General features: G+C 67.4%; 22 protein-coding genes and 1 pseudogene. 11 read left to right on the top strand and 12 right to left on the bottom strand.

Annotation, left to right across the window (positions count from 1 at the left end; all coding sequences use genetic code 11):
* Positions 1-122 precede the first annotated feature (122 nt).
* From RU01_RS16360 to RU01_RS16375, 4 genes are all read left to right on the top strand, one after another.
* Positions 123-779, top strand: coding sequence for a response regulator (locus tag RU01_RS16360; protein WP_042575657.1), 657 nt, complete (start codon positions 123-125; stop codon positions 777-779).
* Positions 743-1,960, top strand: coding sequence for a sensor histidine kinase (locus RU01_RS16365; RefSeq protein ID WP_082043176.1), 1,218 nt, complete (start codon positions 743-745; stop codon positions 1,958-1,960). Before RU01_RS16360 ends, RU01_RS16365 begins: the two co-directional genes overlap by 37 nt.
* Positions 1,957-2,973 (top strand): hypothetical protein, encoded by a 1,017-nt coding sequence (locus tag RU01_RS16370; RefSeq protein WP_156148957.1) that lies wholly within the window; start codon positions 1,957-1,959, stop codon positions 2,971-2,973. Before RU01_RS16365 ends, RU01_RS16370 begins: the two co-directional genes overlap by 4 nt.
* Before the next feature lie 146 nt (positions 2,974-3,119).
* A complete protein-coding gene (locus RU01_RS16375; protein WP_042575659.1) occupies positions 3,120-3,362 on the top strand; it encodes a response regulator transcription factor in 243 nt (80 codons plus the stop codon).
* A gap of 83 nt (positions 3,363-3,445) precedes the next feature.
* Here the strand turns inward: RU01_RS16375 and RU01_RS16380 are convergent, their stop codons facing one another.
* The 5 genes from RU01_RS16380 to RU01_RS16400 form a co-directional block, all read right to left on the bottom strand.
* On the bottom strand, positions 3,446-4,213 hold the full coding sequence (locus tag RU01_RS16380; protein WP_042575603.1) for a DeoR/GlpR family DNA-binding transcription regulator: 768 nt from the start codon (positions 4,211-4,213) through the stop codon (positions 3,446-3,448).
* 9 nt (positions 4,214-4,222) lie between these two features.
* Complete coding sequence (gene pdxA, locus RU01_RS16385; RefSeq protein ID WP_042575660.1) at positions 4,223-6,388, bottom strand: 4-hydroxythreonine-4-phosphate dehydrogenase PdxA; 2,166 nt, start codon at positions 6,386-6,388, stop codon at positions 4,223-4,225.
* 76 nt (positions 6,389-6,464) lie between these two features.
* The gene (locus RU01_RS16390) at positions 6,465-7,148 is read right to left on the bottom strand and encodes an SDR family NAD(P)-dependent oxidoreductase (protein ID WP_042575604.1); all 684 of its coding nucleotides are present in this window, start codon (positions 7,146-7,148) and stop codon (positions 6,465-6,467) included.
* Positions 7,136-8,317, bottom strand: a complete 1,182-nt coding sequence (locus RU01_RS16395; protein WP_042575661.1) for a sialidase family protein — start codon at positions 8,315-8,317, stop codon at positions 7,136-7,138. Before RU01_RS16395 ends, RU01_RS16390 begins: the two co-directional genes overlap by 13 nt.
* Positions 8,318-8,331: 14 nt before the next feature.
* Entirely contained in the window at positions 8,332-9,909 is a 1,578-nt protein-coding gene (locus RU01_RS16400) for an ABC transporter substrate-binding protein (RefSeq protein WP_042575605.1), read from the bottom strand.
* A gap of 242 nt (positions 9,910-10,151) precedes the next feature.
* On the opposite strand from RU01_RS16400, the gene RU01_RS16405 reads away from it, so the two are divergent.
* The 7 genes from RU01_RS16405 to RU01_RS16435 all read left to right on the top strand — a co-directional run bounded on the left by RU01_RS16405 (position 10,152) and on the right by RU01_RS16435 (position 16,133).
* Positions 10,152-11,186, top strand: coding sequence for an ABC transporter permease (locus RU01_RS16405; protein ID WP_231568745.1), 1,035 nt, complete (start codon positions 10,152-10,154; stop codon positions 11,184-11,186).
* Positions 11,187-12,128, top strand: a complete 942-nt coding sequence (locus RU01_RS16410; RefSeq protein WP_042575606.1) for an ABC transporter permease — start codon at positions 11,187-11,189, stop codon at positions 12,126-12,128.
* A gap of 1 nt (position 12,129) precedes the next feature.
* Positions 12,130-12,957: an ABC transporter ATP-binding protein gene (locus tag RU01_RS16415; RefSeq protein ID WP_052493323.1), complete on the top strand. Its 828-nt coding sequence runs from the start codon at positions 12,130-12,132 to the stop codon at positions 12,955-12,957.
* Complete coding sequence (locus RU01_RS16420; protein WP_042575662.1) at positions 12,954-13,787, top strand: ATP-binding cassette domain-containing protein; 834 nt, start codon at positions 12,954-12,956, stop codon at positions 13,785-13,787. The genes RU01_RS16415 and RU01_RS16420 overlap by 4 nt, the downstream gene beginning before the upstream one ends.
* Positions 13,784-14,746, top strand: a complete 963-nt coding sequence (locus RU01_RS16425; RefSeq protein ID WP_231568746.1) for an aldo/keto reductase — start codon at positions 13,784-13,786, stop codon at positions 14,744-14,746. The genes RU01_RS16420 and RU01_RS16425 overlap by 4 nt, the downstream gene beginning before the upstream one ends.
* A 9-nt stretch (positions 14,747-14,755) precedes the next feature.
* Positions 14,756-15,517 (top strand): HpcH/HpaI aldolase family protein, encoded by a 762-nt coding sequence (locus RU01_RS16430; protein ID WP_042575607.1) that lies wholly within the window; start codon positions 14,756-14,758, stop codon positions 15,515-15,517.
* Between the two features lie 190 nt (positions 15,518-15,707).
* Positions 15,708-16,133, top strand: a complete 426-nt coding sequence (locus RU01_RS16435; protein ID WP_197074795.1) for a DUF4262 domain-containing protein — start codon at positions 15,708-15,710, stop codon at positions 16,131-16,133.
* Positions 16,134-16,172: 39 nt separating this feature from the next.
* Here RU01_RS16435 and RU01_RS16440 read toward each other — a convergent pair whose 3' ends face one another.
* The 7 genes and pseudogenes from RU01_RS16440 to RU01_RS16470 all read right to left on the bottom strand — a co-directional run.
* Positions 16,173-17,009 (bottom strand): hypothetical protein, encoded by an 837-nt coding sequence (locus RU01_RS16440; RefSeq protein ID WP_042575609.1) that lies wholly within the window; start codon positions 17,007-17,009, stop codon positions 16,173-16,175.
* 24 nt (positions 17,010-17,033) lie between these two features.
* On the bottom strand, positions 17,034-17,342 hold the full coding sequence (locus RU01_RS16445; protein WP_042575610.1) for a biphenyl 2,3-dioxygenase: 309 nt from the start codon (positions 17,340-17,342) through the stop codon (positions 17,034-17,036).
* Complete coding sequence (locus tag RU01_RS16450) at positions 17,339-17,680, bottom strand: cupredoxin domain-containing protein (protein ID WP_042575664.1); 342 nt, start codon at positions 17,678-17,680, stop codon at positions 17,339-17,341. Before RU01_RS16450 ends, RU01_RS16445 begins: the two co-directional genes overlap by 4 nt.
* 11 nt (positions 17,681-17,691) lie before the next feature.
* Positions 17,692-19,281, bottom strand: coding sequence for a multicopper oxidase family protein (locus RU01_RS16455; RefSeq protein WP_042575611.1), 1,590 nt, complete (start codon positions 19,279-19,281; stop codon positions 17,692-17,694).
* The gene (locus tag RU01_RS16460; RefSeq protein WP_042575612.1) at positions 19,278-20,588 is read right to left on the bottom strand and encodes a hypothetical protein; all 1,311 of its coding nucleotides are present in this window, start codon (positions 20,586-20,588) and stop codon (positions 19,278-19,280) included. Before RU01_RS16460 ends, RU01_RS16455 begins: the two co-directional genes overlap by 4 nt.
* Positions 20,585-21,286: a methylamine dehydrogenase light chain gene (locus RU01_RS16465; RefSeq protein WP_042575613.1), complete on the bottom strand. Its 702-nt coding sequence runs from the start codon at positions 21,284-21,286 to the stop codon at positions 20,585-20,587. The genes RU01_RS16460 and RU01_RS16465 overlap by 4 nt, the downstream gene beginning before the upstream one ends.
* A gap of 35 nt (positions 21,287-21,321) precedes the next feature.
* Positions 21,322-21,551, bottom strand: a pseudogene (locus RU01_RS16470) (redoxin domain-containing protein); the annotation flags it as partial.

Below are 21,551 nucleotides of genomic sequence, written 5' to 3' on the forward strand. Positions count from 1 at the left end.
ATCGCGGTCGGCGAGCGATTCGTATTTCCCGAAGAGGAGACGATTTCACCCGACTCTTGGATAGCGGGACTCGAGCAACTAGGCAAGGATGTCGCCATGATTGCTCAGCGGGGGTGGGGCAGGTGACGGGAGCGCGGCCGTGGCGGATCGGTGTCGTCGACGACCACGAGTCCGTCGTCGAGGGGCTCAGGTCGATCATCGACGAGGGCGAGGACATGGAGTTCGCCGCCGGGTCCGACACCGTGCACGGGCTCCTGCAGCTCGACACCAGCCTGGATCTCGTCGTTCTGGATCTGCGACTCGGTGACGGTTCGTCCCCCACGACCAACGTGGAGACCCTTCGCGACGCCGGCGTCAACACGCTCGTCTACACATCCGGTGACGAGGCGTACCTCGTCCAACTTGCCGCCGCTGCGGGCGTACTCGGCGTTCTCCGCAAGTCCGCACGTAAGAAGGAGATCCACGAGGCGGTGCGTGCCGCGGCGGCCGGGCACCAGGTGGCCACGATGGATTGGGCCGCGGCGATCGATTCCGACCCGGACTTCGTCGATCTGTCACCTCGGCTGCGACAGGTTCTCCAGCTCTACGCGGCCGGCGAACCGACGGTGCGTGTGGCGCGCGAAACAGGGCTCTCCCCGGATACCGTGACCGACTACGTCGACCGCATACGCCGCAAATACCGCGAGGTCGGACGTCCGGCGCCGACGAAGATCGACCTGTACAAACGAGCGATCGAGGATGGATGGCTGCCGATTCCGCGTCGCTTCCGACGCAGCTGAGCTCTCCCCACCCGTTCGAGCAGGCCGCGGGTGCCCGGATCGTGCAGCAGTTCACGCTGTTCGCGGGCGTCGGTTATCTGTTCTTCCTTCTCGTCACCCTGCCCTCCATCGTCCAGTCCCTCGACGTCATGGCCTGGTGGTGGACCGCCCTGGCAATGGTCTCCGTGTACGGAACAGGCGTGACCACCGGCATACTCGCGGTCCGTCGCGCCTCGACGGGTCGTCTGCGCACCGCCGCCTCCACCAGCGCCGTGGGATACGCGCTCGCGCTGGCGTTGTGGCCTCTCGGCTGGAACGGCAACCTTCTCGACTCGAACGCCATCTGGATCCAGGCGCTCGTCGGTCTGCCGGCACTCACCGCGGCCGCAGCATGGCGACCCGTGTGGCCGTTCGTCTACCTGACGGCCGTGGTCTTCGCGGTGAGCGCCATCAATCATGCGGTGCGAATTCCCGGCCGTGATGATCCCGTGGTCGTCGACGCAGCGTGGACGCTCGCGTTCTGCCTGGTGCCGGTCGCCGCGTCGGTCATGGGCATCCACTCGGCGCGGGTACTCGACGCCACCCGCGACTCCGCCTTCGCGACGGCCGGTGACGCCGCCGCCCTCGAAGCCCGAGCGCTGGAGAGGAACCGACTCGACGCCCTGACCCACGACGGCGTGATGACCACTCTCCTCACCGCGGCGCGGCAGGGCCGGACGCCGTCTGTGGCTCGGCAAGCTGTGAACACCCTGGCCGAGATGCGGACGCTCGCGCAGGGCGACACCGACCCGATCGCCACTCTCGACGCCCACTCCGTTCTGGCGCGGCTACGACACTCCGTCGCCGACGTGGACCCGGCCATCCCGCCGCAGGCAGCGATCACCGCCGACGACGAGTCGAGGTACCCGGCGGACGTCGTGAGCACGCTGGCATCGGCGGCCTCGGAAGCGTTGCGGAACAGTGTCCGACATGCCGGTCGCGACGCCGTGCGACGCGTGGACATCTCCGTCTCGGACGACCACCTCGCCATGACGGTTGCGGACGACGGCATCGGATTCGATCCGGCGTCGGTGCCGGCCCACCGACTCGGACTGGCCGTGAGTGTGCGCGGACGGATGACTCTGCTCCCCGGCGGCACAGCAGAGGTGGACTCCGCGCCCGCGTCGGGCACCTCGGTCCGGCTCGAATGGACGCGACCATGAGCGCGGGAGACATCCGCGGAGTCCTCGGCCTCCACACGCGATGGGCTCGGGTGATCGTCACCCTCTATGTCGGAGTGCTCGTCCTGGTCACGGTGCAGACCTCGCGTGGCGCGTCGTCGTGGTGGCCTCTCGCTGCCGGAACCATCATTCTGGCGCTGGCGACAATCGGACTGATCTCGTTCGCGGGCGATCCACTTCCTCGCCTCCCCACCGTGCTGGTGGCGGCTGCCGGTCCGCTCGCCTCCGCGTGTCATCTGGTGGCGCTCCCCGCACCCTTCCTCACTCCGCTACAGGCGTGGACCCACGGTGCGGGGGCAACGCTGTTCTGCTTTCTGTGTGTGCGAGGACGACCGGGTGCCGCGTGGGCGGGCTTCGTCGCGACAGCAGCGACATACGGTGCCTGGGGCTTCCTGACCGATCAGGGCTTCGTCGCCGGGGCGACCTACGTCTTCCCCGACGCGGGCGTGCTGTTGATGTCGACGTTCCTGTCACTCACCCTGCGCCCCAACAGCAATTCGATTCTCGTGCTGCGTGAATCGGCGCAGCGTCGTGCCGCCGCGGTGACGGCATCCCAGGCCGCGATGGACGAACGCGACACCCGGTTGCGCCATCTCGACCGGCTCGCGCGCCCACTCCTCGAACGCATCGCCCACGGACCCGAGCTGACCGACGCGGAACGGAAATCCTGCGAACTTCTCGAGGCGCATCTGCGCGATCGTCTCCGAGCTCCTGCGCTGTCCGACCCCCGCATCGACGACGCAGCACGTGTCGCGCGCAGTCGTGGCGTCGAGGTTTTGCTGATCGACGACCACGGCATGGACGACACCGCCGACACCGCGCAGCAGTGGGTGCGCGACTCCGTCGTCGACACACTGCGACGTGCAGAGGTCGGAGACGTCAGGGTGCGCATTCATCCTCGCGGCCGGGACGTGATGGCATCCATCTTCGTCGACGACCAGAACGGCCCCCGACGGACCGACTTCGACATCAGCGGTCGCAGGACCGGCGACTAGTTCGCTCGGCGAACGGTGCCCCCGGTATGCGGGTCCCCCGAAGACGCGGCTACCGCATCCCCCGAACAAAAACGTACGGTCTTTCCAGAAATGTCGACGATGACGGCGGCATGGCGAACGCAGGGGGCCATTCGATGCAGGCAGTGATGACCGACGACGTAGTGAGACCGGCGCTCAGCGCGCGGGAGATCGAGGTCCTGCGCGCCTGGATCATCAGCGACTCGAAGACGACCGTCGCCCGCACCCTCTACATCTCCCCCGCCACCGTCGGCACCCACATATCCCGCATCCGCGACAAGTACGACGCCGTCGGCCGCCCCGCCGGCTCCAAGGCCTCCCTCGTCGCGCGGGCGTTGCAGGACGGGCACGTGACGCTGGAGGAACTCTGAGCCGGGTTGTTCTGCTCCTCTCGAGCTCATGTGACGCGGGATCCCGCGCATTCTGGTGCCGAGAGGAGCAGAAACTCCACCGGTCAGACCACGACGACGGTGACCCCGGCATCGCGGAAGGGCTGCATCTGCTCCTCGGTCGCACTGGCGTCCGTGACCAGGGTGACTCCCTCGGGCAGGGGCGCCCAGGCGTGGAACGGGCGCTGACCCAGCTTCGCCGCGTGCGCGAGCACGTAGACCGTGCCGGCGCGTTCGATCATCAACTCCTTGAGCCGGGTCTGCTCCAGCTCGGCCTCGCAGATGCCGCGGTCGGCGGTCACCGCGTCGGCACCGAGGAAGGCGCGGTCGAACGACACACGTGCCAACGACGCCTCGGCGAGCGGTCCGACGAATCCCTGCGACAGGTGACGCAGCGTGCCGCCCAGGCACTCGACGCGCACGTCGTCGGCATCCGCCAGCGCCTCGAGCGCGGTGAGACCCGCGGCGATGACCGTGAGTCCCGTCGAGTCACGGAGGTACTCCCCCATGGCACCGACGGTGGTGCCGGCGTCGAGAAGCACCGTCTCGCCCGGGCGCACCTCTCCCGCAGCCCACTTCGCGATCGCACGCTTGGCGTCGAAGCCCTCGACCGCACGCTGGCGCAGCGACGACTCGGGGTGCGGGTCGAGCGCGATCGCGCCCCCGTACGTGCGCGCGAGAAGTCCCTCGGCGGTCAGCTGCGACAGATCCCGACGGATGGTCGAGGCCGTCACGCCGAACTGCACCGACAGGTCCTCCACACTTGCCAGACCACTCGTCTTGGCCAGTCGGACGATCTCCGCGCGCCGCGCCTGTGACTCCCTGAGCGCCATACCCGAAACCTAGCCGACGTCGGCGGTGCTGGTCGCCAGTTCGGCGGCCTGTCGCAGCGCTTCCACCATGCTGCCGGCCTCGGCGATGCCCTTGCCCGCGATGTCGAATGCCGTGCCGTGATCCACGGAGGTGCGGATGACGGGGAGTCCCACAGTGATGTTCACGCCGGCCTCGATGCCGAGAACCTTGACCGGTCCGTGGCCCTGGTCGTGGTACATCGCGACGATGAGGTCGTAGTCACCGCGACCCGCGAGGAAGAACGCGGTGTCCGCAGGCAGCGGTCCGACGGCGTCGATCCCGTCGGCCTGCAGTTTCTCGACGGCCGGGACGATCTTCTGATCCTCCTCGCCGTACCCGAACAGGCCGTTCTCGCCGGCGTGCGGGTTGATGCCGCACAGGCCGATCTTCGGGTTGCTGTTCCCCGATCGCACCAGCGCCTCGTACCCGCGGCGGACGGTGCGCTCGACGAGCCCCGGCTCGATCTTCGCGACGGCGTCGAGCAGTCCGATGTGGGTTGTCACGTGGATGACCTTGAGCTTGGGCGTCGAGAGCATCATCGACACCTCCTCGGTACCGGTGAGGTGCGCGAGCAGCTCGGTGTGGCCCGGGAAGATGTGTCCGGCGGCGTGCAGCGCCTCCTTGTTGAGCGGTGCGGTGCAGATCGCCTGGACGTCGCCCGCCACGGCGAGTTCGGCTGCGACACGGATGTATTCGTAGGCAGCATGCCCCGCCACGGCGGACAGCTCACCCCAGGCCAGATCCGCGGGCAGCAACCCGAGGTCGACGACGTTGATGCGCCCGCTGGTGAACTCGGCGTCTGCGATGCGCTCGATCGAGACGATGTCGCACTGCACACCCAGGACGTCGGCGGCAAGGCGAAGACGCGCGGCGTCACCGATGACGACGGGCCGGCACCATCCCGCCACCTTCGCGTCGAGCACGGCGGGGACGATGACTTCGGGGCCGATACCCGCGCCGTCGCCCATCGTCAGGGCCACGACGGGCAGGTCGAGAGTCTGGAGATCGGTCGATGTCATGGCTGAGTCCTTCGGTCGGAGCGTGGTGTCCGGCGAGTCGCCGGTGAGGTAGGAGTGGATGTCGGACAGGCTGTCTCGATCACCGAAACTGCCCGGCCGCGTGACGACGCGTCGGCCGCCCGGGTCGACGGACACGACGGCGCCGTAGTGCACGTGTCCGAGTGGGCGCAGGGTGTCGATGCCGAGCGCGGTGATGACGGCGCGTGCCGTCTCACCACCGGTGAGCGCGAGGTCGACCGACAGTCCGTCGGTTCCGGCTCGGACGTACTCCGCCAGGGCGACGGACAGGTCGCGGGTTCGTGCGACGTCCACGGAGCCGGTCACGGTGACCGCGACCGAGCCGTCGCGCAGGGCGGAGGAGAGAACCCGCGCGTCGGCGAGGCCGGCAAGCACATCACCCGCGTCCACGGCCAGCAGTCGCACGCCGTCCTCGGCGAGACGCCGCACCTGATCGACGGCCACCGAGGATGCGGTGCCCACGACGACGAGCACGGGATCGCCCGAACGCGAGACGGAGTGAGGCGTCGCAGTACCACCGAGATTCCGGGCGACAGCCGCGGCGAGCGCCGAGGTGCCAACCAGGGCCACCTCGGGGCGGTCGGCCACTGCCGCCACCACCGCGTCGAGATCGGCATCGGACTCGATGTCGCACACGACGACCCCGGTCGCGGCGGAGAGCGCATCGATGGTGACGAGCGGAGCATCGAGCATGTGCGGCAACGACTCCGGCGGCGCCTCGGATTCGGCATGCCACAGGTCGGTGTCGACGAGCGGCACACCGTCGACGTGGAGTACGCCGTCGCGGACGAGCCGGTTCAGCAGCGGGAGGCCGCCGGCAACTATCACCGGCCCACGCTCGGACAGGGCGCGCACCGTGGCTGCGACGTTGCCGCGCAGCAACGAGTCGATCTTCGCGAGAACCCGGCCGCCCGCGGGTACGGATCGCAGCGCGGACGACACCAGCAGTTCCGCCCGCTCGGCGGCCATCGCTCGGGTGTCGAGATCCACGACGGAGACTGCCGCGGAACCGATCACGGCGTCGAGGGTCAAAGACACGTCGGGCGTGCGGTCGAGGAACACCCCGGCCACCTCGGCGGCGCCGGAGAGGTCGTCGGCCAGTACGACGAGTGAGGTCATCGTTGCACCGCCCTTCCCTTTGTTGCGCGAACCACGCACACAACTGTAGCTGAGTTGCGTGTTTCGCGCAGTCGATTCACAACGACGCTCCCGCGCACTGCACGATCGCCTGGCCGGTGATGTTGCGACCGAGAGGACCGAGCAGGAAGCCGATGAGCCCCGCGACCTCCGACGGGTCGATGAAGTTTCCGAGGGGCGGGAGCTTGGGCGGAGTGTGCGCGCGGAACGGATCCCCCAGCATTGCGGTGTCCGTGGGTCCGGGCGCGACGACGTTGACGGTGATGCCGCGGGACACCAGTTCCATGGCCCATGACCGCGCCATGCCCGTCAGAGCGGACTTGGTGGCGACGTACTGACTCTTGCCGGCATTGCCGGTCATGGTGCGACTTCCGACGAGGACAACGCGGGCACCGGGTTCCAGAGCGTCGACCACGCCGTTCACCAGGACCTCGGCCGCGGCAACATGGACCTGCCACATGTCGCGGAGGTCGTCGACATTCAGCGACCCGAGTGGTGCCGAACGCTGCAGTCCCGCAGCATGAACGACGGCATCGACCGCGGAGAGGCCCGACGCGACCGATGCCACCGCGTCCAGATCGCCCAGGTCGGCCTCGACCCACGTCAGGTTGTCGTGCTCGATCTCCGGTTGCCGACGACTCAGCCCGGTGACGCGCCACCCGTCGTCGAGAAGCGAGAGTGCCGTGGCCGCACCGATTCCCGAACTGACGCCCGTGACGACGGCGTGCTTCACGACAGCCACTCCGGCCGCACCTCGCAGTACTCGATGGCCTGACGGAAGCGCGTGAAGGCCACATGCAGCGTCGGGCCGTCGGCCACGATGGACGGGTACGAGAACTCGCGGTTCAATCCGTCACGGGAGTTGTTCGACAGGCAGTACCCGTCGCCCTCCTCCAGGTTTCGGCGCACCGGCCAGGTGACACCGCGATCGGATGAGATCGCCAAGGCCATCGGCGCTCGGGGTGCGCCCCAGAAGGCGTGCCGCGGGTCGCCGTCGTCCAGAGGCGAGTCCGCCTCGACCGTCTCCTGCTTCTCCGCGATGCCGTGATCGTCGATCTCGTCGTACAGCGACAGTCGGCGCGCCGTGGCGTCCTCACGACTGGACTCGTTGTACACCAGGGCGAGTCGGTCGTCGGCCAGCACGACGAACTGCACCGACGAATTGTTGTTGGGCAGCTCGGTGGGGACGGGAGCGCTCCACGTATCACCGTCGTCGTCGGAGACGGAACGGTAGACGTGGTCCGCCCAGCGGCTGCGGTAGAGGGCGACGAGCTGACCGTCGGACAACCGGCCGATGTTCATGTGGACGCACCCGATGCTGTCGGGAACGATCACCTCGCGCCAGGTAGCGCCGTCGTCGTCGGACACCATGACGCCGGAGTAGTCGCGGTCGCCCACCCACTTGCGGCCTTCGATACGGACGCAGTGGAAGACAGGCAACAGAATCCGGCCGGAGGGCAGCGTGACCATGGGCTGGCGCACGAACACGCCACCGGCCTCGGTCTCCGGGATCAGGACGTCGGTCTCGCCCCAGGTGCGCCCGCCGTCGGGCGAGATCCGCCGCAGCACCCGTGCGGTGTCCTGATTGCCGGCGTGTTGCGAGGTCCACAGCAGCCAGATCTCACCGGACTCACGCACGTTCAGCACGGGATTCTGCTCCGACCGCGTCCCGTCGTCCGACAGCCGGATCGGCTGCGACCACTCGTCGCCGTCCCGTCGGGAGAACCACACGCTGATGTCCGGAACGCCCTCCTGTGTGCCGGCGAACCAGACGCACGCAAGTGAACCGTCCGGCAGCACAGCCAGATTGGCCGCGTGGTTCTGCACCTCGGGCGGGGTCAACAGCGCATCACGGCGCCCGGGCTCGGCGGTGGGGCGGACGATGCCGTCGGCATCCAGTGTAGTGGTCACGGGGATCTCCTCGATCAACTGACGAGTGTCGCGGCGGACAGGTTGTAGGAGTTGGTGGGACGCAGGGTCACGTCCTGGATGCGTTCACGACGCGCCATCACCGACTTGGGAACGAAGGACCACAGGCAGGGCACGGTGTCCCAGATCTGGCGCTGCGCGTCGGCGAGAAGCTGAGTGCGTCGGGTCTCGTCGACCTCCTCGGACGCACGCGCGATGGCCGCAGCGATCTCGGGGAACATGTACCCGTGGTACGTGTCTCGGGTCTGTTCCTTCTCCGGGGTGCCGGCGTACATGCCCTGCATGATGGTGATCGCGAGCCCGGTCGGACTTGGAAATCCGTTGCCCAGGATGTCCCAGTCGCCCGCCTTGCCCTGACGCCACTGCATGATGTCGCCGCCCGGCTCGAACTGTTGCAATGTGGTGCGGACGCCGATCGCCGAGAACATTTGGACGACCGACTCCATGATGTCGGTGTCGGCCGCGAACTCGCCGGACTCCCAGATGATCTTGAGCTCCAAATCGGAGATGCCGAGCGCGTCGAGCTCGCCACGCGCCCGTGCCGGGTCGTACGTGTACTCGCCGGTCTCGATGGCGCCGTCGAGGATCGCGGGAATGACGCCCTTGGACGCGGTCGCAGATCCCTGCATGACCTGGTCGATCAGCGCCGAACCGTTGATGGCGTACGTCAGCGCGCGGCGCACCCGAGCATCGGCGAGCGGGTGATCCGCGGGTTTGCGGAAGTTGTAGAACAGCTGGTTGAGCCGGACGCCGTCGACCCGGTCGACGACGACGTTCGACAAGCCCTCGAGCTGATCCGCTGCATCGGGCGTGATGGAGTCGATGACATCCACCTCGCCGCTGCGCAGCGTGACGACGCGCGACGACTCCTCGGGAACGAATCGCACGCGCACCGTCTCGATGTTCGGCGCCGGGCCCCAGTAGGAGGTGTTGCGTTCGAGCGTGTAGTTGCCGGTACCGCGGTCGGCCGACGTCACGACGTACGGGCCGGACCCGAGCCCGGTCTGCAGTTCCTCGGGCTTGTTGTCGGCCGCCGGCGTGATGAGGATGTTGGACATCAGGTAGTCGAGCACCGGAACGGGCTTGGTGGTCAGCAACGAGAAGCTGGTGTCGTCCATTTGCTCGACCGTGGGCCATTCGGGGAAGAAGCCGCCGACGAACGAACCGTCGACCTCGCTGTACATCCGGATGGCCGTGGCGACGTCCTGCACCTGCACGGGCGAGCCGTCGGAGTACACGGCGCCCTGCCGCAGGTGGACGAACCAGCGGGTCGGCTCGACCAGATCGAAGCGGTCGGCGAGGACGAGCTGCGGCTTCAGATTCGCGTCGATCTCGATGAGCGCCTGTCGCACGCCGCGCTGCACCGTGAGGGCGGCGTCGAACTGGTTGAGCTTGTTGTCCAGGCTCACCAGCGACCGGTTGAGCGCCAGGCTCACCGTCGTGGGGCCCGGTGTGCCGGTAGGCGTGGCGCACGCACTGGCACCCGCGCCCAACACCACGCCACCACCGAGCAGCATCCCGCCGCGCAGGAGATTGCGGCGGGAGAACTGCTGGTTGAACGGCGATCTGGTCATCGTCGACCTCTCTTCGAACTTCGAGCGTCATGAGGGGCTGCGGGTCAGGAGCGGAGCTGCACTGTGACCGCAAGCACACCTGGACTGTACGCAGGTCTGCACACAACACGCAACTACGAATTGCTAATTGCGCGATTCGCGCACAAGTGCCATTGTGAGCTGAGTTACATCGAAGCCCGCGCTCGTGACCCGCCAGCGCAGAGGCATCTCCCGAAAGGTCGTTCGATGCACACCACGAACACATGCGCGGTCCGACGGACGGTGACCCGGTGACCGCCGGCATGATCACGCCCGCCGACGCGCCGGCCGCCGAACCCGCGAAGACGAAGTCGAAGTCCGCGGGAACTGCGCGCTACATCGTCAAACGACTCGGTCAGAGCGCGCTCGCGATCTTCCTGACGCTCACCACGGTGTTCGTGCTGATCCGTCTCGCACCCGGCGATCCCGCCTACGCGATGGCGGGCCCGCTGGCCTCCAGCGAGGACATCGAGCGGATCCGGCAGAGCATGGGTCTCGACCAGTCGATCATCACGCAGTACCTGAAGTACCTGCAGGGACTGCTGCAGCTCGATCTCGGAACGTCGTACTCGTTCCAAGCGCCTGCCTTCGACGTGGTGCTCGATCGCCTCCCCTACACACTGACGCTCACGGTCGCCTCGATCGGACTGACGACACTGCTCGCCATCCCGCTCGGTGTCTGGATGGCACGCCGCGCGGACACCCGCCGCGAACTGGGCGCCAACGTCGTCACGATCGCAGGACAGTCCATGCCCGACTTCTGGACGGGCCTGATGCTCATCACCATCTTCGCCGTGGTGATCCCGATCTTCCCGGCCGCCGGCTTCGCGACGTGGTCGTCGCTCGTCCTGCCCATGGTCACCGTCGCCATCCTGCAGATCGCCCTGATCTCCCGCATGGTGCGTCGGGAGATGGTCGGCGCCTTCGGGTCCCAGTACGCGACGGTGGCCCGCGCACGCGGGGTGTCGGAGCGGAAACTCATCTGGCGCTACGCCCTGCGCAATTCGTCCATCCCCGTCCTGACCGCCCTCGGCACGCGCTTCGCGTCGATGCTCAACGGTGTCGTGGTGGTCGAGGTCGTGTTCGCCTGGCCCGGTGTCGGATCGCTCGTCGTCCGCGCGCTCGAGACCCGCGACTACCCCCTCATCCAGGCCACCGTGCTCGTCACCGCGGTGCTCGCCGTACTCGTCCAGCTCCTCGTCGACCTCTGCTACCCGCTTCTGGACCCCCGCGTCCGCCTGGGGAAGGGAACGTCCTAGATGACAACAACACTCGAGCCCCCGCAGGCGGAGCGCCCGTCGGCGGTCACCGCGAAGGACATCGCCAAGGCAGGCTCTACTCGGCGCGCCCGCGACAGCCGACTGAAGATCTGGGTGGGCAGCGTCTGCGCACTCGTCGTGATCCTCCCCGTCGCGTTCGCTCGTGTTCTGCCGCTGCAGGATCCGGACGCGACCGACCTCGGTGCCCGCCGTCTCGCACCGCTCACCGACGGCCACCTGTTCGGAACCGATCAGCTCGGACGCGACCTTCTCGCCCGCGTTCTCTACGGCGGCCAGGTGTCACTGCTCGTCGGCATCCTCGCCGTGCTTGTCTCCGGCCTCATCGGCCTGACCCTCGGCTCCATGGCCGGCTACTTCGGCGGCTGGGTCGACACCGTCATCAGCCGGTTGCTCGAAGCGCAGCTGTCCTTGCCGCTGCTCATGATGCTGCTCCTCGTCGTCGCCCTCTTCGGGCCGTCCATCCCGGTCATCACGTTCGTCATCGCGATCGCCCAGTGGCCCGAAATCGCCCGCCTGACGCGCTCTCTGGTGCTCGTGGAGCGCGAGAAGCCCTACGTCGCCGCGTCGCGGGTACTCGGCCTCGGCAAGGTCGCCATCCTCACGCGCCACATCATCCCGAACGTCATCAAGCAGACCTCGCTGGTGGTGCTGCTCCTCCTCGCGCAGGCGGTGCTGCTCGAGTCCGCCCTGAGCTACCTCGGCGCCGGACCGCAGCGACCGTTCGCCACGTGGGGCCGCATCATCTCCGACGGACAGGACTACATCACGACGTCGTGGTGGCTGGTCACCCTGCCGGGCCTCGTCATCGTGCTCCTCGTCATCGGCGTCAACCTCCTCGGCGACGGTCTGCGCGACCGTCCCGCCGGCTCGGGTCTGAAGGCTCTGCTGGGACGCTTCGCCATCTCGGGAAAGAAGGCCTGACATGACCGAGTCACTGCTCACCGTCGACGAACTGCAGATCGAGCTGGTCACGGACAACGGCATCGTCCGCGCCGTCGACGGGGTCTCCTTCGACATCGCGCCCGGCGAGACCGTTTGCATCATCGGCGAATCCGGCTCGGGTAAGTCGACCACCGCGATGGGAATCCTCGGGCTGCTGCCCGACGATCTCGCGGTCCTCTCCGGCCGTGCACGCTGGAAAGGGACCGACATCCTCGGCGACGACAAGGCGCTGCGGAAGGTCCGAGGGACGGACATCGCCCTCATTCCCCAGGATCCGATGACGGCCCTCTCCCCCGTCCACACGGTGGGGTCGCAGCTGCGAGAGGCCATTCACCACAGCGGCGTTCGCGGCAAGTCCGCGCAGACCACCCGCGCCGTCGAGTTGCTCGACCAGGTCCACATCGTCAACCCGGCGGACCAGCTGAACAGGTACCCGCACCAGTTGTCGGGCGGCATGTTGCAGCGTGTCCTCATCGCATGCGCCCTGGCCGCCGATCCCGACCTCATCGTCGCCGACGAGCCCACCAGCGCACTCGACGTCACCGTCCAGGCCAGCATCCTCGACCTCATGCTCGAACTGCAGGAGCGCACCGGCATCGGCATGCTGCTCATCACCCACGACCTGGGTGTGGCCCGGCTGATGTCCGACCGGATCCACGTCATGAAGTCGGGCCGGTTCGTCGAGAGCGGCGACGCCCAGTCGATGGTTCGCAATCCCCAGAACGCCTACACCAAGAAGCTTCTCGACGCGGTTCCCCAGCTGGGCACCTGGTCGGGCGCACCCGCCGATCAAGGAGTCCCGGCATGAGCCTGTTGACCGTCGACGACCTGGTCGTCGAATATCCCGTCGCCACCGGCACCTTCCGCGCCGTCGACGGTGTCAGCTTCAGCGTCGACAAAGGCCAGACCCTTGCCATCGTCGGCGAGTCCGGCTGCGGCAAATCAACCATCGCCAAAGCCATCGTCCGGCTCCTGACACCGACGTCGGGACGCATCCTCGTCGACGGTGTGGATATCGCCGGGATGAAGGAGCGAGCCCTCAAGCCCTTCCGCTCGCGCGTGCAGATGGTCTTCCAGGACCCGTACGGTTCGCTGGATCCGCATCTCACGGCCGTCGACATCGTCGGTGAGCCGCTGCGCCTCAAAGGTGTTCGCTCCAAGGCGGACCGGGCCCGACGTGCCGCCGAGCTGATCGACCAGGTCCAGCTGCCGGCGTCCTCCCTGCACCGCCGTCCCGGTGAGTTCTCGGGAGGTCAGCGTCAACGCATCGGCATCGCGCGCGCCCTGGCGTCCGAACCCGAGATCCTCGTGTGCGACGAAGCCACCAGTGCGCTCGACGTGTCGGTGCAGGCACAGGTGCTCGACTTGCTCCGCACCATCCAGCACGACACCGGCATCACGTACGTCTTCATCTCGCACAACCTCGGCGTGGTGCGGGAGATCAGCGACAACGTCGTCGTCATGCGCAAGGGCGGCGTGGTCGAGAGCGGCGCCACCACAGACGTTCTGACCAACCCGCAGCACCCGTACACGGCAGCCCTGCGCGCCGCGGCGCTCGACCCCTCCACGATGGAGGGCGTCAAGCCGCGCTACGTTCTGTCGGGTCGACCGGCACCTACCTCTGGAGTACCCGCATGATGTTCGGCTCCCTGTCTTTCGGCCCGATGGTACTGGGCACCATGACCTTCGGTGACACTGTCGACCTCGAGGGTTCGCGCGCTCTGCTCGACACCGCACTCGACGCCGGCATCACCCACATCGACACTGCCAACGGATACGCGGGCGGCGAGTCCGAGCGCATCCTGGCGCAGTTGCTCGCTGGTCGACGTGACGAGGTCACCCTCGCCACCAAGGGCGGCATGTTCCTCGGTGACGCCGACGGCCACTCGCCCCTGTCGCCCGAGGGGCTGCGGCTCGGACTCGAAGCCAGCCTGCGCCGGCTCGGCACCGACCACGTCGACCTCTTCTACCTGCACCAGCCCGACCGCGCGTCGTCGCTCGAGGACACCCTCGGGACCGTCGCCAAGTTGGTGGCCGAAGGCAAGGTGGGGGCGCTGGGCGTCTCGAATTTCGCTGCCTGGCAGATCGCCGAGGTGAATCGCGTGTGCGACGAGGTGGGTGCGCCGCGACCCGTCGTCGCGCAGCAGCTCTACAACCTGTTGGCCCGCCGCATCGAGGAGGAGTACGCCGAGTTCGCCGCCGTCAGTGGCATCACCACGATGGTTTACAACCCGCTTGGCGGCGGGCTCCTCACCGGCAAGCACTCGTTCGACGAAGCGCCCGGCGAGGGACGGTTCGGCGATTCGCGCCTGGCCGAGATGTACCGCGAGCGGTACTGGAACACCCAGATCTTCGACGCGATCACACGCTTGTCCGCGGTGGCGTCGGACGCCGGCATGCCGCTCACCGAGCTCGCCCTGCGCTGGTTGCGATCGAAGCCCCTCACCGGGCCGATTCTGTTGGGCGGCTCCAAGACCAGCCACCTACAGGCCAACATCGACGCACTGGGCCGCGGTCCGCTCTCCGACGACGTCGTCGCCGCGTGCGACGAGGTCGGTGCGGCCATGCGCGGTCCCATGCCTGCCTACAACCGATAGGAACCCTTCATGTCTGCCGCCGATTTCGCCCGTCGCATCCGTTCCCGTGAACGGGCACTGGGCTACTGGTCCGTCATCGACTCCCCCGTCTCCACCGAGTGGCTCGCCCACGTCGGGTGGGACTACATCTGCCTCGATCTGCAGCACGGCCTCATCGGTTACGACGGGATGTTGCGCGGACTCACCGCCATCGACGCGGCGCAGGGCCCGGCCGGACTCGTGCGGGTCGAGTCCAACGACCAGACCTACATCGGCAAGGCGCTCGACGCCGGTGCGCGCGGCGTCATCGTGCCGCTGATCGACACCGCCGAGGACGCCGCCCGCGCCGTCTCCTACGTGCGCTACCCACCTGCCGGCGTGCGCTCGTACGGCCCGATGCGCTCACAGCTGCGCGTCGGCCCCCTGCCCGCCGACGCGAACGACGGTGTCGTGGTGCTCGCGATGATCGAGACCCCCGACGGCCTCGAGAACGTCGAGGCCATCTGCGCCGTGCCCGGACTCGACGGCGTGTACGTCGGACCGTCGGATCTGCGCATCGCCGTCGGTGGCGCCTCCCCCTCGGACAGCTCCGTGGACGACGTGTTCGACGCTGCTGTGGTGCGAGTGCAGGAGGCAGCCGCCGCTGCAGGTATCGCGGCCGGCATCCACACCCCCTCCGGCGAGGTCGCTGCGCGGCGCCTGGCGCAGGGCTACACCTTCGCGACCGTGGCCTCGGACCTCACCCACCTCAAGGCCGTGTCCGAGGGGCACCTGAAGGCAGCGCAAGGCTAGTAGTGGGCGTTTCCGCTCCTCTCGGGGACTTTCGGCGCGGGATCCCGCGCATTTCGGTGCGGAGAGGAGCAGAAACTCCACCGCTGACATCGCGACCCTCGAATCGCGGAAGGGCCTGTCGGACCACCGCGCTACCTTCTCCCTCCGCATCGACTTCCGGGGGGAATTTATGTGCAACGGGTGCATTTCTGTGCCAGACATCAAGAAGAAAATCGCTCGCCATGGGTGGGCGGTGACGGCGGTCGCGGGCTCAGGACACGAGCACCCCGACTTCGCCTATACGACGGGGCTCACGGAACGTTCACTGCCGGAGCTGATCGTCTACGGACTTCCGCTGCACCTCTCGGGCAGTCTGCTCAACGACATGGCATCGCAGATGGTGGCGGGGTTCGGGTTGACGTCGGGGATCAAGATCCACAGTGCGTCGGGTGAGGAGCCCGACATCGTCGTCATCCAGGTCGTCACCACCTCGGACATGGTGGTCACCGACGCCCTGTATACGAATTTTACTGCGCTACAGCTGGTCTGGCCGGATCTGGATGGCCACTTCCCGTGGGAGCCCCAGTACTCGATCTGCGAACACCAGCAGCCGCTCATGGGCGTGGGGTGGGTCTGATCGGTGCGGCCGACGATTCCCGTCGGCCGCACCGACCGATCACAGGGCTGCGATGCCCGCGTAGACAGCGAGTCCCACCAGGACAGCTCCTGTGAGCGCCTGGACCCGACGGTCGACGAGGCACATCAACGACAGGAAGCCGGGCATCGATCCGCCGCGTCGGGTGTGCAGGATCGCGAGCGCACTGGGCATGCACCGACCGAGGGAGACTGCGACGAAGACCGCGGCGCCCAGGATCGGCGAGCCGACCGCGGCAACTCCCAGCGCCATCAGGTAGTAGGCACTGGACCTGATGTAGATCAGGAAGCCGGGGCCGATGATCGCGCCGAAGAGCAGCGACACTTTCCACGGTTCCATGCTCCGACGGAGGTGGCGCGGAAGTTGCTGTCGACGCATCGGAGTCGGCATACGGAGGACGCCGAGCTCGTGCAGTCCGTACAGCAGTGCAAGCGTTGCCCATACGCCGAGAAGGAGGCCCACCGGCACTGAACCGAGCGCCAGATGTCCGAGAACGCCGACCGCTACACCGGTCACCGAACCCGTGGCTACCGATCCCAGCGCATGCCACCCCAACCGTCGCATCGGAGTCGACGACCCCGCGCGGCCGGGCTGTTTGGGGGCCACGACGACGCCGGCGACGGACATGCCGCACGTCGACCAGTTGGCGGCCAGAGCGGTGACGGCGCCTGCGCCGACTGCCGCTCCGGCCAGACCCACCGAGGGACTGGGTGCCGCCACGAGTGCCGCGCCTGCGCCCACAGCTGCCAACGCCGCAGTCAGGCCGGCACGTGTGCGGACCCCGACGGATCCGGTCAGCGTCGGACGCATCTGCGGCATGTCCTGTTGCAGCGCGGTGTGGTCGATGATGGTGGTCATGGTGCCTCCAGTTCTTCGGTCACGTCAGCCGACGTGGATGGTTCCTGACATGTAGGGATGGATGGAGCAGTGGTACTCGACGTCCCCGGCCTCCTCGAAGGTGAACCGAAAGGTGCTGTCGCCGTTGACACCACTGTCGAACACGCCGTCGGCATGGACCTCGTGCAGCAGACCCCCGTCGTCGAAAGTCCACTCGACGGTGCCGCCCACCGGGATGTGCACCTCCCGCGGTTCGAACCTGATGTTGCTGATCAGCACTGTCGCGTCGACATCGGGCTCCGACGTGCAGCCCACGGCCAGGAGCAGAACGGCAACAGCGACAACGGTTCTCACTCTTCGACGATCACTGTTCCGAGCATCATCGGGTGCGGTGTGCAGTGGTAGTCGAAGGTCCCGGCCTCGTCGAAGGTGTAGGAGTAGTCGCCCTCGGTCAGGAGCTCGCTCGTGAACAGGCCGCTACTGTCTTCCACGACGTCGTGCGGCAATCCGTTGTCTGCGAATACCCACTGCACCGTCTCACCCTTCTTGATGGTGACCGACGCGGGGTTGTAGCTCATGTTCTCCACCGTGACCGTCGCAGCCGGTGCCGCACTCCCCTCCTCCTCGCTGCTGCAGGCGGTGAGCCCGAGAAGTGCCGACAGGATCGCGAGAAGTACGAGAATTCTCTTCATGACTGTGCCTCTCATCTGATGTACATCATGTTCGCGGTCATACCCGCTTCGAAGTGATAGGCGTTGTGGCAATGGAACATCCACTCCCCCGGGTTGTCCGCGTCGAACTCGATCGCCAGGGAGGTGCCGGGGAGGACGTTGACCGTGTCGCGGCGCAGGCCGCCGTAGTCGGGTATCGCGAAAGTGTGGCCGTGCGTGTGCATCGGGTGCCACATCGTGGAGGTGTTGGTCATCGTGATGCGCACGCGCTCGCCCTGCTTCATGACGAGCTTGCCCGCATCGGCTCCGGCCATCGCCCACACGTAGCGGTCGCCCGCCTGCAGCAGATCGACCCGGTAGTCGCGGTCCACCGGCTTCGGGGACAGAACGACGCTCTCGGCCGGGCGGAGATCACTCTCGAGGACCAGTTGCCGCGACAACTCGGGGATAGTGCCCCCCACATCGGGGTTCGCGAGAGGCACCGCGTCGGTGCTCCGGAGAACTGTCGACGCGTACCCCGGCCTGCCTTCGACCGCGGCGACGACGGGCCACGCACCGGAGGCAACGGTCACCATGACGTCGTAGCGCTGCGCCATGCCGATCAGAATGGCGTCCGTGTCGGTGGGCACCACGTCGTAACCGTCCACTGCCACCACTGTCAGCCGGTGACCGGCGACGGCGAATCGATACGGCGTCTCGGCACCTGCGTTGATGATGCGCAGTCGCAACCGGGATCCCGGCGCAGCCTCGATCACCGCCGGATCGTTCGGAGGTCGGCCGTTGACGAGGTGCATCGGGTAGGCGATGTGCTGGGTCATACCGCCGAGGACGGCGGAGTCGCCGTGTCCGCCCGAGGTCAGTGACGTCGCCACCGCGGCGTCGTCTGCACCGATGGGAGCCGGCATGGCTGCGCCTCCGCCGTGGCCGGCATGTCCGCCGCTCAGAGCGGGGTTGAGAGCGGCCATCACGGCGTCGGGTGTCGTTCCCATCCCGTCGACCCAGTCGTCCAGCACGAGAACGGCATCCGCGTCGGCACCCGATGCATCGTTCGGGTCTTCGACGACCAGAGCACCGAACAGACCGCGGTCGGCCTGCAGGCCCGAGTGCGAGTGATACCAGTACGTTCCGGGATCAGGTGCGACGAAGGAATAGTCGAACGAAGTTCCCGACGCGATGGCTGCCTGCGTCACCGGTGGCACACCGTCCATGTCGTTGCGGACCCGGATGCCGTGCCAATGGATGCTGGTGTCGGCAGGAACACCGTTGCTGACCGACGCGGTCAGAGTGTCTCCCGCGCTCAACCGCAGTTCCGGCGCAACGGCACCGGCGCCGTAGGTCCACGTGTTCACCAGTCGGCCGCCGAGGTCGACGGTCGAGAGACCCGCGGCGAGTGCGAACGAGGCGGTCCGACCCGTCGACGTCCGCGCTGCCTCGGCCGCAGCAACTTCCGGGTCCGTGGGCGAGATGTAGTCGAGCTTCTCGCCGGAGCCGGATGCAGATCCGGAATCGGAACTGCATCCGGCCACACCGAGTGCGCCGATTCCTGCCAGGCCTACGCCGGCTGTCGCCAAGGACAGGAACCGTCGGCGATCGAGCATCGACCGGGGTGCCGGTCGAGTCATTCGATCACCTCGGGAGTGATCAGCGTCGTCACCGCATTCACGTTGCCGTCCAGGTCGACGGACGAGACCTGCTCGCCGCTGGTGGCATCGAAGCCGACCAGCTTCTGCGGAGCTTCACCGTCGACTTCCGCGCCGTCGCCCAGCACGTAGAAGGTGCGACCGTCCACGCTGTACGCCATGGAGGTGAAGCTCTCGATCCCGATGTCGGCCAACGAGTACGACCGAACGGGTGCGAGGTTCGCGGCGTCGAACACCACCACCTTGGCCACCGAACCGCCACGTGCGGAGTCCGGATGAATGATGCTGTCGGTGTACGTGACGGCGAGACGAGTCCCGTCGGCATTGATGACATTCTCGGAGAACCGGCCCGACGGATCACCGGCGTTGCCGACGGGAGTGACGGGTGCGGTCGGAAGGCCGTCGGAGAAGTCGAACACGAAGACGTCACCGTTCTCGCTCACGAGCAGAGCCTTCGACGCGTCGGCAGCGAACGTCGTCTTGCGGGCGCTGACGAAGTCGTCGGGCAGGACCTTCTCGCGGCCCACCTCGGTGGGCACTCCGTCGTCACCGATGTTGATGTGCAGCAACTCTCGGGTGTCTTCGCACACGCTGTAGAGGTCGTGACCGACCATCCACGTGAACGGGCCACACCCCACGATGCGAAGAGCACCGCTTTCCGTACCCGCTTCCAGGTCGACCACCCTGATTCCATAGAGGCCGTCGTCCCAGCTGACGAAGTACTTGCCGTCCGAGGTGACGGCGTTCGAGCCTTCGCGCGAATGCACTCGGGCTACATCGGGAAGGACGGCTTCCTTCGGCTCGAGCAGGTTGCCGGAGTACGTACTGACGACGAAATCCGCAGCGCCGCGGGATCCACGCGGGCGCCAGACCTCGGCCGCGAGAACGGCAGGGTCACTGGCCGTCTCGCCGACGAAGCCGTGTACGACGGGATCCCAGATACCGGGGCCGACAGTGACACGGGTGGTGATGTCCCCGGATGCCGGGTCGATGGCGTTGACCGTCATCTCGAGTTTGCCGAAGCCGCCCTCGATACCCAGAATCTGGTCGGCGCCGATCGGCGTGATCTCCCCGACGTGCAGCGGTTCGGGAATCTCACCGGTGATCTCCTGATCCTCGGTTCCGAGTCCGATACCGTCGCCCGGCGCCGTGAAATCGACGCTGGGATAGGTCACGTCGGTCGACGACGCGGCATCCTCGGTGTCGTCGCTCGAGGAACTGCACGACGTCACGGCGAGCAGCGCGGCCAGGGGCGCTGCGACGAGCAGCGCAGAACGTGGTCGCCTCACGAGCCCGCACCCACCTTGGGCCGCGCTGCCGGACGTGCCTGGCAGTCGGCGCCGACGATCGGCGCCATGGTGCACGTGTACGCCTGGGATTCGTCGGATACGCACCAGATGATTTCCTGGTCGTAGCTGCCGCTGACCGGGTTGTACATCGTCGCCTGCATGTCCGGTTCGCCGCAGAAGGCGTTGGAGCAGCTCGGTGCACCGCAGCAGTCGTAGTAGGCGATCAGGTAGGTCTTGCCGTCGGCCGGGTTGGTACAGCAGCCGACCCAGAATTCCGCACCGGGCTTGGACCCCGGGGCGCAGGTGGTGAGTCCACCGCCTTCACATGCAGCACAGGAGGTTCCGTCCATGCTGCACCACCGCCAGTAGTCGCATTCGGCCGGATTGGATCCGGTGTACTCGGGTACCTGCGGTTCCGGGGTGGGCGCCGCGGGGGTTTCCTGGGCGTAGGCGCGCGAGACCGGGAGCGAGCTCACGACGGCGACCCCCGAGGCTCCCAGCGTCCAGCGGCCGATCCTCGAGATCATCGATCGGCGCGACACGCGTTCGGACAGTCTGCGACCGGACCTGCTGGCGAAACTCCCGCCTCGTCCTGCCATCCACTCCGCCTGCTCGGCGACGGTGTTCTCGTCGACAGGGAAGCGCTGCTCGGTGCCGGCCGCGGACTGCGGATCGTGTGGGTGCGAGTGTTGGTCCATGTGCTCTCCGCTCAAGAAGTCTGGGTGGGAAATGGTCAGGCGACGCCCGCGCGGTTCGCGGCGGCGCGGGTATGGAGGTGCTGGAGCGACGGGGTGTCGGATTCGAGTGCGTTGAGCAGACTTTCGACCTGGGCCATGTGGTTGCAGAGGCCCTTGGCCTTGATCTTCCCGTGCTGGTCGAGCATCACTCCGAAAGGTGTGGTGCCCACCTGGTACGCGATGCCGACGTCGCGGCCGTCGACGTAGCTCATCTCCGAGCCGATAC

Source organism: Rhodococcus sp. MEB064, assembly GCF_000834565.1.
Classification (GTDB): domain Bacteria; phylum Actinomycetota; class Actinomycetes; order Mycobacteriales; family Mycobacteriaceae; genus Rhodococcoides.

What these genes read in the sequence shown, in the direction of transcription:
- RU01_RS16365 (WP_082043176.1), top strand. Translation starts at nt 743, where the DNA reads ATGGCTGCCGATTCCGCGTCGCTTCCGACGCAGCTGAGCTCTCCCCAC.
- RU01_RS16370 (WP_156148957.1), top strand. Translation starts at nt 1,957, where the DNA reads ATGAGCGCGGGAGACATCCGCGGAGTCCTCGGCCTCCACACGCGATGG.
- RU01_RS16375 (WP_042575659.1), top strand. Translation starts at nt 3,120, where the DNA reads ATGACCGACGACGTAGTGAGACCGGCGCTCAGCGCGCGGGAGATCGAG.
- RU01_RS16380 (WP_042575603.1), bottom strand. Translation starts at nt 4,213, where the DNA reads ATGGCGCTCAGGGAGTCACAGGCGCGGCGCGCGGAGATCGTCCGACTG.
- pdxA (WP_042575660.1), bottom strand. Translation starts at nt 6,388, where the DNA reads ATGACCTCACTCGTCGTACTGGCCGACGACCTCTCCGGCGCCGCCGAG.
- RU01_RS16400 (WP_042575605.1), bottom strand. Translation starts at nt 9,909, where the DNA reads ATGACCAGATCGCCGTTCAACCAGCAGTTCTCCCGCCGCAATCTCCTG.
- RU01_RS16405 (WP_231568745.1), top strand. Translation starts at nt 10,152, where the DNA reads ATGCGCGGTCCGACGGACGGTGACCCGGTGACCGCCGGCATGATCACG.
- RU01_RS16410 (WP_042575606.1), top strand. Translation starts at nt 11,187, where the DNA reads ATGACAACAACACTCGAGCCCCCGCAGGCGGAGCGCCCGTCGGCGGTC.
- RU01_RS16415 (WP_052493323.1), top strand. Translation starts at nt 12,130, where the DNA reads ATGACCGAGTCACTGCTCACCGTCGACGAACTGCAGATCGAGCTGGTC.
- RU01_RS16420 (WP_042575662.1), top strand. Translation starts at nt 12,954, where the DNA reads ATGAGCCTGTTGACCGTCGACGACCTGGTCGTCGAATATCCCGTCGCC.
- RU01_RS16425 (WP_231568746.1), top strand. Translation starts at nt 13,784, where the DNA reads ATGATGTTCGGCTCCCTGTCTTTCGGCCCGATGGTACTGGGCACCATG.
- RU01_RS16430 (WP_042575607.1), top strand. Translation starts at nt 14,756, where the DNA reads ATGTCTGCCGCCGATTTCGCCCGTCGCATCCGTTCCCGTGAACGGGCA.
- RU01_RS16440 (WP_042575609.1), bottom strand. Translation starts at nt 17,009, where the DNA reads ATGACCACCATCATCGACCACACCGCGCTGCAACAGGACATGCCGCAG.
- RU01_RS16450 (WP_042575664.1), bottom strand. Translation starts at nt 17,680, where the DNA reads ATGAAGAGAATTCTCGTACTTCTCGCGATCCTGTCGGCACTTCTCGGG.
- RU01_RS16455 (WP_042575611.1), bottom strand. Translation starts at nt 19,281, where the DNA reads ATGACTCGACCGGCACCCCGGTCGATGCTCGATCGCCGACGGTTCCTG.
- RU01_RS16465 (WP_042575613.1), bottom strand. Translation starts at nt 21,286, where the DNA reads ATGGACCAACACTCGCACCCACACGATCCGCAGTCCGCGGCCGGCACC.